Genomic DNA, 15,392 nt, shown 5'->3' with positions numbered 1-15,392 from the left:
GGTGTGGAGGGTGGCAAGTATGCCTTGGGGCGGGGCAATGGTGAAATCAGATCAAAAGATCGCAGCCTTCGGCAGTTCCTACAGAAAAGCGATCAATGTAGGAGCTGCCGAAGGCTGCGATCTTATGATTCTGGTGGTTATTCGAGGTGTTCCGGTTTCACCGGGTCCCCGGATTTCATATTCAACTGCACCCGCACATCCTCAAACATCAGGTCGTAATGCTTGTGCTGCGAGCCGATGCTGCTGTGAGTCTTGGGAATGCCATACTTTTCGGCAATCTTGGTCACGTTGCTGGCGAAGTTGTAGGCCTGGTCCTTGGGCAGGAAAAACGTTTCCTTCATGTCCTTGCCCTGAATGCTGCCGTGCAGGGTGAACTGCATTCCTTTGCCGTCCTTGGGATCGGTGAACACTTGATAGTCGAGGCACAGGTCGTAACTGACATCGTCCTTGTTCAACGCGTGCCGCTCGATGTGCAAATGACCGGGTTCGAACTGAGCCATGGGCTTCTCCTTTCAAGGCATGGGAGAAGGGCAGACCCTGGGCCTGCCCTTGAGTTTCTGATTATCTATAGCTGATGCCCGGCTTCGCCGTGCTGACGCGTGTGCCGGCAGTGCCCTGGACAATCGCTTCGATGTCCGCCAGCGAACCGATCACCGCGACCTTGCCAGTATGGCGCGCGAATTCGCAGGCTGCCTGGACCTTCGGCCCCATGGAGCCAGCGGCGAAACCGAGGCGTTCGAGTTCATCCGGGTGGGCTTCGGCGATGGCTTTCTGCGACGGCTTGCCATAGTCGACGAACGCCGCGTTGACGTCGGTGGCGATCACCAGCAAGTCAGCTTCCAGTTGCTCGGCGAGCAGCGACGAGCACAGATCCTTGTCGATCACCGCCTCGATGCCCTTGAGGTTGCGGTGCTCGTCGTACATGGTCGGAATCCCGCCGCCACCGGCGCAGATGACGATGCTGCCCTTGTCCAGCAGCCACTTGATCGGACGGATCTCGAAGATGCGTTTCGGCCGTGGACTGGCCACCACGCGGCGGAACTTGTCGCCGTCCGGAGCGATGGCCCAACCTTTCTCGGCGGCGAGTTTTTCCGCTTCGGCCTTGTCGTAGACCGGGCCGATCGGTTTGCTCGGGTTCTGGAAGGCCGGGTCCTTGGCGTCGACTTCAACCTGAGTCAGCAGGGTGGCGAACGGCACTTCGAAGTCCAGCAGGTTGCCCAGTTCCTGTTCGATGATGTAGCCGATCATGCCTTCGGTTTCGGCACCGAGCACGTCCAGCGGGTAAGGGGTGACGGAGGTGTAGGCCGCTGCCTGCAGCGATAGCAGGCCGACTTGCGGGCCATTGCCGTGGGCGATGACCAGTTGGTTACCGGGATGGATCTTGGCGATTTGCTCGGTGGCGATGCGGATGTTGGCGCGCTGGTTGTCAGCGGTCATCGGCTCGCCACGACGGAGCAGGGCGTTACCGCCCAGAGCTACGACGATACGCATGGTGCAATCCTTTAAGAATTCGATGACCCTGTAGGAGCTGCCGAAGGCTGCGATCTGTTGATCTTGATCTTGATCTTGAAAAACAAAATCAAAAGATCGCAGCCTTCGGCAGCTCCTACAGGTCAGTGGTTGATCAGGAAATCCCGATCAGCTGTTACAGATCAGCCAGGGTCGAGACCAGGATCGCCTTGATCGTGTGCATGCGGTTTTCCGCTTGCTCGAAGGCGATGCAGGCGGGCGACTCGAACACGTCGTCGGTCACTTCGATGCCGTTGGCCAGGTGCGGATACTGTTCGGCGATCTGTTTGCCGACCTTGGTATCGCTGTTGTGGAACGCCGGCAGGCAGTGCATGAACTTGGTGCGCGGGTTGCCGGTGGCTTTCATCAGCTCTTTGTTGACCTGGTACGGCAGCAGTTGCTGGATACGTTCGGCCCAGGCTTCAACCGGCTCGCCCATCGACACCCAGACGTCGGTGTGGATGAAATCGACGCCTTTGACTGCGGCTTTCGGGTCTTCGGTCAGGGTGATGCGCGCGCCGGATTCTTCCGCGTATTTCTTGCAGCGATCGACCAGATCGTCATGCGGCCACAGGGCTTTCGGCGCGCAGATGCGCACGTCCATGCCGAGCTTGGCGCCGACCAGCAGCAGCGAGTTGCCCATGTTGTTGCGCGCATCGCCGAGGTAGGCGTAGCTGATTTCGTGGATCGGCTTGTCGGCGTGTTCACGCATGGTCAGCACGTCGGCGATCATTTGCGTCGGGTGATATTCATCGGTCAGACCGTTGAACACCGGCACCCCGGCGAACTTCGCCAGCTCTTCGACGATTTCCTGTTTGAAGCCACGGTACTCAATGGCGTCGTACATGCGACCCAGCACGCGGGCCGTATCTTTCATGCTTTCCTTGTGGCCGATCTGCGACGAGTTCGGGTCGATGTAGGTGACGTTGGCGCCTTGGTCATACGCCGCCACTTCGAACGCGCAGCGGGTGCGGGTCGAGGTTTTTTCAAAGATCAGGGCGATGTTGTTGCCCTTCAGGTGTTGCTGCTCGGTGCCGGTGTATTTCGCGCGTTTCAGATCGCGGGACAGGTCGAGCAGGTAACGCAGCTCACGTGGGGTGTGGTGTTCCAGGCTGAGCAGGTTACGGTTGTGGATGTTGAACGCCATGATGATTCTCCTTGGATTCGGTAATCGGCCCGGCCGCTACAGGGTGAGTGCGGCCGGGGAGATGGTCGTTTAGTAATCGATTGGGTCGCGGATGATCGGGCAGGTCATGCAGTGGCCGCCGCCACGCCCGCGACCGAGTTCGCCGGCGCTGATGGTGATGACCTCCACGCCCGCCTTACGCAGCAGGGTGTTGGTGTAGGTGTTGCGGTCGTAGCCGATGACCACGCCCGGTTCCACCGCCACCACGTTGTTGCCGTCGTCCCATTGCTCGCGTTCGGCGGCGAAGCTGTTGCCGCCGGTTTCCACCACGCGCAGCTTCGGCAGATTTAGCGCAGCGGCGACAGTGTCGAGGAAGCTGCCTTCTTCACGGCGGATGTCGATGCCGCCCTGTTTGCTTTCGTCAGGGCGCAGGGTGAAGGCGACGATCTGGTTGACCACTTCCGGGAAAATCGTCACCAGGTCGCGGTCGCAGAAGCTGAACACGGTGTCCAGGTGCATCGCGGCGCGGGACTTCGGCAGGCCGGCGACGATGACTTTTTCCACGGCCTTGTTCTTGAACAGGTTCAACGCCAGTTGGCCGATGGCCTGACGCGATGAGCGTTCGCCCATGCCGATCAACACCACGCCGTTGCCGATCGGCATCACGTCGCCGCCCTCGAGGGTCGAGCTGCCGTGATCCTTGTCCGGATCGCCGTACCAGATTTCGAAATCGGCATTGGTGAACTGCGGGTGGAATTTGTAGATGGCGGTGGTCAGCAGGGTTTCCTGACGACGCGCCGGCCAGTACATCGGATTCAGGGTCACGCCACCGTAGATCCAGCAAGTGGTGTCGCGGGTGAACTGGGTGTTCGGCAGCGGCGGCAGGATGAAGCTGGAGTGGCCGAGGAAGTCGCGGAACATCTGGATGGTCTTGCCACCGAAGCTGTCCGGCAGATCATCGGCCGACACGCCGCCAATCAGGTATTCGGCGATGTGTCGCGGCTCAAGGCTTTTCAGCCAGGATTTCACTTCGCTGATCAGGCCCAGGCCCACCGAGTCGGCGGTGACCTTGCGCTCGAGAATCCAGTCCAGCGCTTCCGGGATGGCGACGATGTCGGTCAGCAGGTTGTGCATTTCCAGCACGTCGATCCCGCGTTCACGCATCTTGGTCACGAAGTCGAAGTGGTCGCGCTTGGCCTGGGCGACCCACAACACGTCGTCGAACAGCAGTTCATCGCAGTTGTTCGGGGTCAGGCGCTGATGGGCCAGACCTGGGGAGCAAACCATGACTTTGCGCAGTTTGCCGGCTTCGGAATGGACGCCGTACTTAACTTTTTCCGTGGTCATTGCAGTGATCCTCCAGATTACAAATCAAGGGTTACAAGGTCAGGAAGCCGTCGTAGAGACCGTAGGCAGCCACCAGGGCACCCACGACCACTGCGGCGAAAATCAGCTTCTCGACGTTAGTGAAAATCGGTTGTTTGAGTTCCAGCTTGGCCTTGGCGAACAGGATCGCGCCGGGTGCGTAGAGCAGGGCCGAGAGCAGCAGATACTTGACCCCGCCGGCATACAGCAGCCACACCGCGTAGATCAGCGCGATGCCGCCGATAATCAGATCCTTGCGTCGTTCGGCCGCGAAGCCTTCGTAGCTTTCGCCGCGTACCGCCAGCAGCAGGGCATAGGCCGCCGACCACAGGTACGGCACCAGAATCATTGAGGTGGCGAGGTAGATCAGCGACAGGTAAGTGCTGGCCGAGAACAGGGTGATGATCAGGAACAGCTGGACCATCGCGTTGGTCAGCCACAACGCGTTGACCGGTACGTGGTTGGCGTTTTCCTTGCGCAGGAACTCCGGCATGGTGTGGTCTTTGGCGGCGGCGAACATGATCTCCGCACACAGCAGCACCCACGACAGCAGCGCGCCCAGCAGCGAGATGATCAAGCCGACGCTGATCAGCACCGCGCCCCAGTGACCGACCACATGCTCAAGCACGGCGGCCATCGACGGGTTTTGCAATTTGGCCAGTTCCGGCTGAGTCATGATGCCCAGCGACAGCACGTTGACCAGCACCAGGAATAGCAGCACGGTGATGAAACCGATGACGGTGGCCTTGCCGACGTCGGAGCGTTTTTCCGCCCGCGCCGAGAAGATGCTCGCGCCCTCGATGCCGATGAACACCCACACGGTGACCAGCATCATGTTGCGCACCTGGTTCATTACGCTGCCCAGATCCGGGTTTTTCACACCCCAGATGTCGGCGGTGAAGATGTCCAGTTTGAAAGCGAAGATCGCGATCAGCACGAACAGCAGCAGCGGCACGACCTTGGCGACGGTGGTCACCAGGTTGATGAACGCCGCTTCCTTGATCCCGCGCAGTACCAGAAAGTGCACGGCCCACAGCAGCACCGAGGCGCCGATGACGGCGGCCACCGTGTTGCCTTCGCCGAAAACCGGAAAGAAATACCCGAGGGTGCTGAACAACAGAACAAAGTAGCCAACGTTGCCCAGCCAGGCACTGATCCAGTAACCCCAGGCGGACGAGAAACCCATGTAATCGCCGAATCCGGCCTTGGCGTAGGCGTAGACACCGCCGTCCAGGTCAGGCTTGCGATTGGCGAGGGTCTGAAAGACAAAAGCGAGGGTGAGCATGCCGACAGCGGTGATGGCCCAGCCAATCAGTACCGCGCCGACGTCGGCGCTGGCGGCCATGTTTTGTGGCAAAGAGAATATCCCGCCACCAATCATTGAGCCGACTACCAAGGCAACCAGTGCACCGAGTCGTAGTTTTCCGGGAGCTTCAGACATTGCATGACTCCATTGCAGGAGAGAAGAGTTCACAGCGTAGATCTGTTGTCTGTTTAATCAGCTGACATAGATCAGTGCATGGCCACATTCCATTGTTAATGAATGACTTAAGAAACAACTGGAGGCATAACGCTATCGCCTGGAAAGCCCGTCCTAGAGGCTTTTGCCTGATGTGGTTGGGAATTGGTCTTATTACTTTAGAGTTATCACGCTAGTTCTTTTTCAGCTTTTGGCAAATTTTGGGCATCTGTTTTCAGTACAGAATTGATTTATTAGGATTCGCGCACAAAACTGTCTTAGCGTGCTAGGCGTTAGCGTCAGTCGCTATATATAAACGGGTGTTAGTCGGCATTACCTGATAAACGTCATCTGCTATCAGGCGTTTAGTTAATAGTTGTTACAAATGAATGAAGGGAGACAAGAATGTCGCAACCGACGCAAAAGCTGCGACTGGGTGCGTTGATCGCCCTGGTGGTGGGTTCAATGATTGGTGGGGGGATTTTTTCCCTGCCGCAGAACATGGCGGCCCGCGCCGATGCCGGGGCGATCCTGATCGGCTGGGGGATCACCGCCATCGGCATGCTAACCCTGGCGTTCGTGTTCCAGACCCTGGCCAACCGCAAGCCCGAGCTGGACTCCGGGGTCTACGCCTACGCCAAGGCCGGATTCGGCGACTACATGGGGTTTTCCTCGGCCTGGGGCTACTGGATCAGCGCGTGGCTGGGCAACGTCGGTTATTTCGTCCTGTTGTTCAGCACCCTCGGTTACTTCTTTCCGGTATTCGGTCAAGGCAACACGGCAATCGCCATCGGCTGCGCGTCGGTGCTGTTGTGGGCGGTGCATTTTCTGGTGATGCGCGGGATCAAGGAGGCGGCGTTCATCAATCAGGTGACCACGGTCGCCAAGATCGTGCCGCTGATCATGTTCATCGTGATTGCCGCCGTGGCGTTCAAGGCCGACATTTTCACCCGCGACATCTGGGGCCGCAGCAACCCGAGCTTCGGCGGGGTGATGGATCAGGTGCGCAACATGATGCTGGTCACGGTGTTCGTGTTCATCGGCATCGAGGGCGCCAGCGTGTATTCGGCGCGCGCGGAGAAACGCAGTGATGTCGGGCGCGCAACGGTGATCGGTTTCCTCGGCGTGCTGGCGCTGCTGGTGCTGGTCAACGTGCTGTCGCTGGGGATCATGAGCCAGCCCGAACTGGCCAAGTTGCAGAACCCGTCGCTGGCGGCGGTGCTGGAGCATATTGTCGGGCCGTGGGGCGCGCTGCTGATCAGCCTCGGTCTGGCGGTTTCCTTGCTCGGCGCGTTGTTGTCGTGGGCGCTGCTGTGCGCGGAAATCCTGTTTGCCACGGCCCGGGACAAAACCATGCCGGCGTTCCTGAAAAAGGAAAACGCCAACCATGTGCCGGTCAATGCGCTGTGGCTGACCAACGTGATGATCCAGATTTTTCTGCTGATCACGCTGTTCTCCGCCGGTACCTACACCAGCCTGATCTACCTCGCCTCGTCGATGATTCTGGTGCCGTATTTGTGGTCGGCGGCGTACGCGGTGTTGCTCAGCGGGCGCGGCGAAACCTACGAACATGCCTCGGCCGAACGCACCAAGGATCTGCTGATTGGCGGGATTGCTCTGTGTTATGCGGTGTGGTTGTTGTATGCCGGCGGGGTGAAGTATCTGCTGCTGTCGGCGCTGCTGTATGCGCCGGGGGTGGTGCTGTTCGCCAAGGCCAAGCATGAGCAGGGCGAGCCATTGTTCACGCATGTCGAGAAGGGCATTTTCGCCTGCGTGCTGATCGGCGCAGGGCTGGCGGCGTATGGTTTGTACAGCGGGGTTTTGTCGTTGTGAGGCAGGTTGATCCTGAATCGTTGGTGTCAGTGCAGGCCTCTTCGCGAGCAGGCTCGCTCCCACAGGGGAACGCGTTTCAAATGTGGGAGTGAGACTGCTCGCGATAGCGATTTCAAATTCACCACAACGGGCGATGTGAACCCAATTCGGTGGCGGGCAACACCCATTGCAGCGGCGTCCCGCTGATCGTCACCGGTGCCAGCAAGCGGTGCGCCGGCCCCCACGGGGTCTGCTCCACTCGCGAGTCTTGATCCTGTTTATCCTCGATGCGTAACGCTTCGCTCGTTCCTGGTTCGTGCTCGATCAACAGCTTGGCGGTACGCGCCAGCGACAAGCGCGCCGAGCCACCGCGTCCGGTCTTCAAACGCTCCGTCAAAAGCCGGATCGCACTCGCCGCCATCAGATAACCGGTTGCATGGTCCAGCGCCTGCACCGGCAGCGGCGTTGGTTTGTCTGCGTGCTTCCAGCGCTGCCCGGCCTCGGCGAGGCCGCTGCTCATTTGCACCAGGCTGTCGAAACCCCGCCGGTTGCGCCATGGGCCGCTCCAGCCGTAGGCATTGAGGCAGACGTCGATCAGCCCCGGCGCCAGTTGTCGGCGGCGTTCGGCGCCGAAACCGAGGTGTTCCAGGGCATCGGCACGGTAGCCATGTACGAGGATGTCGGCGTCCTTCAACAGGTTTTCGAACAGCGCACGATCGGCGGGTTGCTGCAAATCCAGCCGCGCACAGCGTTTGCCGAGGGTCATGTCAGGGATGACGCCCGGCTCGTTCCAGCTCGGCGGATCGATGCGCAGCACATTGGCGCCGAGACCGGCGAGAAAACGGCTGGCGGTGGGGCCGGCGAGCACGCGGGTCAGGTCCAGCACTTTGAGCCCGGCCAGCGGTTGCGCCACCGAGCCCTGCCATGGTTTGAGAATTTCGTCCTGATCAGTGCTGAAGTGCACCAGCGGCTCGGCATTCACGGCCAATCCCTGCGGGTGTTGTTGCCACTGCGCCCAACTGCGCATTTCGGCGGCGCAGCCTTTGGCGTCGACCACCGCCTGTTCCAGATCAGCACTGCGCCATTGCGCGACTTTCGCCGCCATCGTTGTGCGATCGGCGCAGGCACCGAGTACGCTTTCAGCCGCGGCACGGTGATGCGGGGCGTTAGTGTGCAGGCGGATCCAGCCGTCCTTTGTCGCATAGTCGCCGGCGACCGGATCCCACAGCGGCGGGACTTCCCAGCCGATCGGCCGCAACGAGGTGGCAAACCAGAACGAGGCCAGACGTCGATCGACTTCCACGGCGGGCAAGTGCCCGGTCTGTTGCCGGAGCAGTTCGCTGACGGCCTGACCGGCAGCGCCGATGCTGGCGCAGGCCAGGTCGGTGACGGCAAACGCCGAGGGCAGGGTGCCACTGGCGGTGAACGGAATCGGCGTGTGGGGCAAGCCGAGTGCGACTTGAATGGACGTGAGTAAATCAGTCATCGAAGGCCCTCCGGGAGAGAGGGCGATGATAGTGCAAAAAAATCTCGGGCCAGATGAAATCCCGGCAGGTGAACACTTACCCCTGTGGGAGCGAGCCTGCTCGCGAAAGCGGTGGATCAGTCACTTTGATGTTGAAAGTGCTGCCGTCTTCGCGAGCAGGCTCGCTCCTACAGGGATTTTTGCGGTTTGCTAGACGCGGAACTGATCCATCAGCTTCATCTGCTGACTGGCCAGGGCATTGAGCTGGCTGCTGATCGCCGCCGACTCGGTGGCTTGCTCGGTCAGGGTTTCAGTCACGGTGCGAATCGCCGAGACGTTGCGGTTGACCTCTTCGGCCACGGCGCTCTGCTGTTCGGCGGCGCTGGCGATCTGCAGGTTCATGTCGCTGATCACCGTCACCGCATCGCTGATCTTGCCCAGCGCATCCACCGCCTGACGGATCTGCCCGGCGTTGTTGTGCGCCTGGGTCTGGCTTGAATGCATGGTCGCGACCACGCCACGGGTGCCGGTCTGGATGCGCTCAATGACGATGCGGATTTCTTCCACCGAATCCTGAGTGCGCTTGGCGAGGCTGCGCACCTCGTCGGCCACCACCGCGAAACCACGACCGCTTTCCCCGGCGCGGGCCGCTTCGATGGCAGCGTTGAGCGCCAGCAGGTTGGTCTGTTCGGCGATGCTGCGGATGACTTCCAGCACCGAACCGATCTGCTCGCTGTTGACCGCCAGCGCTTCGACTTCGGTCACCGCTTTGCTGACTTCATCGGCCAGTTGATTGATGTCGCGGGTGCTGCGCTCGATGATCGACATGCCGTCCTTGGCCGACTGGTCGGCGCCTTTGGCGGCGTTGGCCGCGTTCGACGCGCTGTTGGCGACGTCATGTGCGGTGGCGCTCATTTCGTTGGAGGCGGTGGCGACCTGATCGATTTCGCGGAACTGCACCTGCATGCCTTCGCTGGTCTGGCGGGCGATTTCCGAAGACTGATCGGCGGTGCCACGCGCTTCGGTGATGCTCTGTTTGATCTGGGCGATGGTCGGTTGCAGCTTGTCGAGGAAGCGGTTGAACCAGTTCACCAGTTCGCCCAGTTCATCTTTCTTGCTGTAGTTCAGGCGCTGGGTCAGATCGCCTTCACCGCTGGCGATGTTCTTCAGCATCTCGGCGACATTGTTGATCGGGCGTGTGACACCGGAGGCGGTCAGCCAAATCAGTAGCAAGCCAATCAAACCGGCAACTGCAGCCACCGCCAATGCGGTGAGCACACCGGTTTCCTGTGCATCGTCGAGTACCGCTTGCAGCTTGACCGAGTCGGCCAGCAGCACCTGTTTCGGCAGGTCGATGACCACACCCCAGGCCCGTGAGTTGCCAATCGGATCGACCGGATACACCGCGCGAATCAGCTCGCCCTGTTCGAGAATCTTCGGCGTGCCGCTGCTGACCAGTTGCAGCAGGTCCTTGCCGTCGGCGCCGAGGGTATCGCTGATCTTTTTACCGACCTTGGTCGCATCAGAACTGTCGGCGCCGAGCACGCCGCTGCCGGAGACGATCAGCATGTGCCCGGCGTTGTTGAACAGATTGCGCTGCGACTCCACGGCTGCCGCTTGCAGGGCATCGAGGGCGATGTCGACGCCGACCACACCGATCGCCTTGCCGTCGACGATCAGCGGCACGGAAATGGTGGTCATCAACATTTCCTTGCTGCCCACGGTGTCGGCATACGGGTCGAGCAGGCAAGTACGCTTGTTGTCGCGAGGGCAGGTGTACCAGCTGTTGTACGGGGTGCCGCTGACGCTGAGGGTGGTCTTGGTCATGTCTTCTTCGACCATGATCGTGTTCAGCGCCGAGCCGGCAGCGCGGCTCCAGTAGGTCGCAAAACGCCCGGCTTCGTTGGATTGACGCGCGGCGTCGTTGACGAACTCGCTGTCCTTGCCGTCGAGGCCGTTGGGTTCGAAGGCGAGCCAGATGCCGAGCACCTTGTCGTTGCGCTCGAACGCGGTTTTCAGGCTCTGGTTCAACTCTTCACGCAGGGCGCCGGCGTCCAGCGAACGCTTGGCGGCCAGCACGCGCATGTCCTTGATCTGATCGGCCAGCGCAGTGATCACCGTCAGGCTTTCGCCAAAGGTCTTCTGCACCCGCACTGCTTGTTCAGCGGCTTTGGCCTGCAACAGGTTCTGCACACTGGCAGTGAGCAACTGGTTGCTGGAGTTGCTGACCAGTTCGTCGTTCTGGTTGGTCTGGTAAATGTTCATGCCGACGATCAGCGCAACCACACCCAGCAGGCACAGGCCGGAGAGCAGGACGATTTTCAGGCGAATGGAAAGAGAGTCGAACATGGGGCGATCTCGTGAATGAATGAGCAGGTGGCCACGGGATGAACTACCCGGTTCGCCAAATCCATTCAGCGCCATGCATTGCTCATCGGCGCGTGGCGAAACTGCATGAGGCGCTTGCCGACGAACGGTCGACGCTAAACGTTTGCGCAGGGGAATGTGCTGAAAAGGCGATTAATTACAGGGAAGTTTCAGCCTGATGACCGCCGAGGAGCTGGTGATGATAAGGCTGTTGTGGTGAGGGAGCTTGCTCCCGCTGGAGTGCGCAGCGCTCCCCAGCATGCTTGCCGATTCACCGCATGCGGAGGTTTTGCGACGGCTTCGCCGCCGAGCGGGAGCAAGCTCCCTCGCCACAGGGGAGTCTGTGAGTCAGGAGGAGGGGAGCGCTTCCGGGCGTGACCATATCCACAGGTTGCCCAGACTCATCCCGGCAATCGCCAGGTACACCGGCCAGCCGTGATCGAGCATCACCAGCATCAACGTCGCGCACAGCAGCATGCTGACGGTGGCGCTGACCTTGGCCTTGCGCGCGATGATCTTGCCGTTGCGCCAGTTGCTCAGGATCGGCCCGAACAGCCGATGGTTTTCCAGCCAGGCACTCAGGCGCGGCGAGCTGCGAGTCGCGGCCCAGGCGGCGAGCAGGATGAACTCGGTGGTCGGCAGGCCGGGCACGACGATGGCGATCAGGCCAATGCCGAGGCTGACGTAGGCCAACAGGCCGAACAGCAGACGGGCGAGTTTTGAGGTGGCGGGTTGTGGCATGGGCTCGGCGGTTGCTTTTGAAGCGGAAGGGAGATCTTACAGGTTGTTGCAGTTCCAATGTGGGAGCGAGCCTGCTCGCGAAAGCGGTGGATCAGTCACATTAATCTTGAATGTGCTGCCGCCTTCGCGAGCAGGCTCGCTCCCACAAGGAATAGGTTTTGTGTCAGGCCGGTTCGGCTTCTGTGGCGTAAGCCTGTTCCAGCAGCACGGTGAAGCGGTTGAACGCGTCGATTGCGCCTTGCTCGACTTCAGCTTCTTCCTCGGCTGTGAACTGCAGGGAGTCGAGGGTGCGCACGAAGCTTTTCCAGCCTTCAGCACGGCCGCCTTCCGGTTCGCCCAGGTGACGGGCGCCGAAGGTTTCGCTCAGCTCCAGCGCCACCGCACGTTTGATCAGGAACGCAGCGCCGAGCTTCGAACCTTCGGAGACGAAGATCCAGCCGAGGGCGCGGGCCTTGCTCGGGTTTTTCAGCGCACCGGCCACCGGTGCCGGGATGTCGGTGTCGAGATCCGCCAGGTCAGCCTTGGCCGCTTCCGCGCGGCAACGGGCCGGCAGATCCGGGACGATGGCAGCCAGTTCGGCGTTGTTATAGAGATCGACCAGCTCTGACTGGAACAGGTATTGCGCGACCACGAAACGCGCAAAGTTGGCGCGGGTATCGAACGGCGCGTGAGCTTTGACCAGCGCGTCGAGCTTGCTGTGCGGCTCGTGGGTGATCTGGTTCAGGCGTTGTGAACGCAGGGCTTTTTCCGAAGTGGTCATGGGGGTGTCCTTGATAAAAGAGGCGCTTGATAACGAGACGAACGGGCAGGTGCCAAACCGTAAAAAAAGCCCCGCGACGCGCTGAGCAGTGCGCGCCGCAGGGCCGTGCGGATCAGATGTCCCAGATCAGGTTGATCGCGAAGTTGCGACCCGGTTGGGTCAGGCGGTCGAGGTTGGCCGGTTGCGTGACCGATGCCTCGCCGACGCTGTCGTAACCGCGCACGTCATCCCACAGCCAGTATTTCTTGTCGGTCAGGTTGTAGATGCCGCCGCTGACGGTGACGTCGTCGGTGACTTTGTAATAGCCGGCCAGGTCAAGAATGCCGAAGCCCGGGGTTTTGAACTGGCTGCTGACGCCGTCCGGCGACTTGAAGTTGCTGTCGTCGACGCGATCCTTTTTCTTCACCACGGTCCAGCTCAGCAGGCCGCCGTAGTTGTCCTGGTCGTAACCCAGACCGAACACGCCGGTCAGCGGGTTGACGCTGTTGAGTGGTTCGCCGGTGTCGTTGTTGCGACCGTAGGCGTAGGCAATCGAGCCCTGGGTATAGAGGCCTTGGGGCGCGCCGAACGCATCCAGATTCAGGCGACCTTTGACTTCCGCACCTTTGATGGTGGCGTGCTTGATGTTGCTCGACTGGAAGGTCAGCTCATCGTAGCCGGGGGTGACAGCGTCTTCGTTGATGAAGTCGCGGTACTTGTTATAGAACACCGCCACGTCGAACGAGCCCTGCTCGAAATTGCCGCGCAGACCGGTCTCATAGCTTTTGCTTTTTTCCGGTTCCAGATCCGGGTTCGGCGCGACGTTGTAACCCGTGGTGTTGTTTTCGAATCGGCCATACAACGCTTTCGCGGTCGGGGTGCGGAAGCCTTCAGCGTACTGACCGTACCAGGTGTAGTTTTCGCTCAGCGCGTAGGTCAGGCCGAATTTTGGCGAGACTTTATGCCAGGTCTTGTTCTCGTCGCTGACGGTGCCCTGGCCGTCGGCGGCCACGGTGTTGAGGAACTCCTGAGTGATGTGCGGCTTGAGCTGGGTGTAGTCGTAGCGCAGGCCCGGCAGGAAGGTCCAGTCGTTCCAGCTGATCTGATCCTGAGCGAACAGGCTGTAGGTGTTGATGGTCGGGTCGGGGAAGTCGGTGGCTTTGGCCAATACGTCAGCGGCACTGGTCGCACCAATGGCCGTGCAACCGCGACCGACCGCCAGGCACTTGCCGTCGCCACTGCGCGAGCCGGTGACTTTCTGTTGTTTGATCGTGGTGCCGTAGGTCAGCACGTGATCGGTGTCACCGATGGCGAAGGCCTTGTCGAGTTGTGCGTCGAATACCCACTGCTTCTCTTCGTAAATCGTGTCACGGGTACGCAGCACTTTACGGGTCATCGGGTAGTAAAACTCTTCTGTGCTCTGGTCGGTCTTGGCGATCTGGTGGTTAAGGCTCCACTTCACGTTGTCGACCAGCAGACTGTCGAGAGCGAACGAGTGTTCGATGCCGAAACGCTCACGGGTGATGGTGTCGTTGCCAGTGCGCCACTGGTACATGCCGCCGGGCAGCACGCTATTCGGTATGGTCGGGGCGCCGTTGAAGTACGGGCCGCCGTAAGCGCTTTTCTGATCGGTGTCGCGATCGTCCTTGTACTTCTCGTAGGTCAGGCCCAGACGCGAATCTTCGTTGTAGTTCCAGCCGATCTTCGCCAGGACGTTGGTGGCCTTGACGTCTTCCGGGTTGGCAGCGGTGCGCGCCAGGCCAGTGCCGTTGTTGCTGCCGTAGGAATCGGTTTCGTGGCCATCGCGCTGGCTGAAATGCAACAAGCCATCGAACTGCTCGGCACGGCCGGCAACGGTGGCGGATTTCAGCCAGCTCTCATCGGCGGAGCTGTAACCGGTTTTGAGGCGAGCGCCGACGTCTTTGCCGGGCTTGATGATATCGTCCGGGTCGAGGGTGTAGTAGCTGACGGCGCCGCCGATGGCGTTGCTGCCGTACAGCACCGAGGCCGGACCCCGGAGGATTTCCACGCGTTTGACGATTTCCGGGTCGACGTAGTTGCGCTGGGTCTTGGCGTACGGGCCGTTGAAGAAACCGTCCGGCACTTCGACGCCGTCAACCTGCGTCAGGATGCGGTCGCCGTCGATGCCACGGATGTTATAGCCGCTGATGCCGCCACGCTGGCCGGCGCCGCCGACGGACACGCCCGGCTCGTAACGCACCAGATCCTTGATGGTGTTGACGTTGTTGCGATCCAGATCCTGGCGGGTCTGCACAGTCACGGTGGCCGGAACGCTATTGACCGACTGTTCCTGGCGGGTGGCGCTGATGGTCACTTGATCCAGATTGAGTGCGCCGCTGGAGCTGCGCTTCTCCAGCACCACGTTATTGTTACTCAGCTTGCGGAAGCTCAGGTTGGTCCCCACCAACAGACGCTCCAGGGCCTTCTCCGGCGGCAGCGAACCGTGCACGCCCGGCGACGACACGCCTTGACCCAGTTCTGCCGGCAAGCCGACCTGCCAACCGGTGACACTGGTAAAGGCATTGAGCGCCGACACCAGCGGTTGCTGGCCGATCGAGAACGAATAATCACCCATGTTGCGCGCCGGTTGTTCGCTGGCAGCCATCAGCGGTGCAGTGCCGACCATGAGGATGGCGGCCGTCAGCAGCGACAATACGCGGGAAGGGGAAGCAGTCTGGCGGGTAAGGCGAGAGGACATCGATAGCGCTCCGTGTCGCACGAATCTTTATAGGTGCTGATTCGCCTCCGAAGATGCGAATCAATTGCATTGGCTATAACGAGACGAACG

The 15,392-nt window shown here is 60.6% G+C and carries 10 protein-coding genes and 2 pseudogenes; 1 reads left to right on the top strand and 11 read right to left on the bottom strand.

The window, feature by feature from the left end; genetic code table 11:
• Positions 1-137: 137 nt before the first annotated feature.
• From LOY52_RS20520 to arcD (LOY52_RS20500), 5 genes are all read right to left on the bottom strand, one after another.
• Entirely contained in the window at positions 138-500 is a 363-nt protein-coding gene (locus LOY52_RS20520; RefSeq protein ID WP_108592196.1) for a DUF5064 family protein, read from the bottom strand.
• A gap of 61 nt (positions 501-561) precedes the next feature.
• Positions 562-1,491, bottom strand: a complete 930-nt coding sequence (gene arcC / locus LOY52_RS20515) for a carbamate kinase (RefSeq protein ID WP_098965263.1) — start codon at positions 1,489-1,491, stop codon at positions 562-564.
• 154 nt (positions 1,492-1,645) lie between these two features.
• Positions 1,646-2,656 (bottom strand): ornithine carbamoyltransferase, encoded by a 1,011-nt coding sequence (locus LOY52_RS20510; protein WP_003227481.1) that lies wholly within the window; start codon positions 2,654-2,656, stop codon positions 1,646-1,648.
• A gap of 69 nt (positions 2,657-2,725) precedes the next feature.
• Positions 2,726-3,982: an arginine deiminase gene (gene arcA / locus LOY52_RS20505; RefSeq protein WP_027612548.1), complete on the bottom strand. Its 1,257-nt coding sequence runs from the start codon at positions 3,980-3,982 to the stop codon at positions 2,726-2,728.
• A 31-nt stretch (positions 3,983-4,013) separates the two neighbouring features.
• Complete coding sequence (gene arcD, locus LOY52_RS20500; protein ID WP_123588679.1) at positions 4,014-5,441, bottom strand: arginine-ornithine antiporter; 1,428 nt, start codon at positions 5,439-5,441, stop codon at positions 4,014-4,016.
• A gap of 423 nt (positions 5,442-5,864) precedes the next feature.
• Between arcD (LOY52_RS20500) and arcD (LOY52_RS20495) the strand changes: the two genes are divergently transcribed.
• Positions 5,865-7,292: an arginine-ornithine antiporter gene (arcD, locus tag LOY52_RS20495; RefSeq protein ID WP_258675783.1), complete on the top strand. Its 1,428-nt coding sequence runs from the start codon at positions 5,865-5,867 to the stop codon at positions 7,290-7,292.
• 118 nt (positions 7,293-7,410) lie between these two features.
• Here arcD (LOY52_RS20495) and LOY52_RS20490 read toward each other — a convergent pair whose 3' ends face one another.
• The 6 genes and pseudogenes from LOY52_RS20490 to LOY52_RS20470 form a co-directional block, all read right to left on the bottom strand.
• Entirely contained in the window at positions 7,411-8,757 is a 1,347-nt protein-coding gene (locus tag LOY52_RS20490) for a CoA transferase (protein ID WP_258675782.1), read from the bottom strand.
• Between the two features lie 189 nt (positions 8,758-8,946).
• A pseudogene (locus LOY52_RS27530) lies at positions 8,947-9,474 on the bottom strand (methyl-accepting chemotaxis protein); the annotation flags it as partial.
• Positions 9,475-9,852: 378 nt separating this feature from the next.
• Positions 9,853-10,821 (bottom strand): annotated as a pseudogene (locus tag LOY52_RS27525) (cache domain-containing protein); the annotation flags it as partial.
• Positions 10,822-11,451: 630 nt separating this feature from the next.
• Positions 11,452-11,844, bottom strand: a complete 393-nt coding sequence (locus LOY52_RS20480; protein ID WP_258675780.1) for a YbaN family protein — start codon at positions 11,842-11,844, stop codon at positions 11,452-11,454.
• A 163-nt stretch (positions 11,845-12,007) separates the two neighbouring features.
• Entirely contained in the window at positions 12,008-12,604 is a 597-nt protein-coding gene (locus LOY52_RS20475; RefSeq protein WP_258675779.1) for a biliverdin-producing heme oxygenase, read from the bottom strand.
• Positions 12,605-12,716: 112 nt separating this feature from the next.
• A complete protein-coding gene (locus LOY52_RS20470) occupies positions 12,717-15,302 on the bottom strand; it encodes a TonB-dependent receptor (RefSeq protein WP_258675778.1) in 2,586 nt (861 codons plus the stop codon).
• Between the last annotated feature and the right edge of the window lie 90 nt (positions 15,303-15,392).

The organism is Pseudomonas sp. B21-051, from assembly GCF_024748795.1.
GTDB classification, from domain to species: Bacteria; Pseudomonadota; Gammaproteobacteria; order Pseudomonadales; family Pseudomonadaceae; genus Aquipseudomonas; species Aquipseudomonas putida_A.
This window is presented reverse-complemented; position numbering and strand designations above follow the sequence as displayed.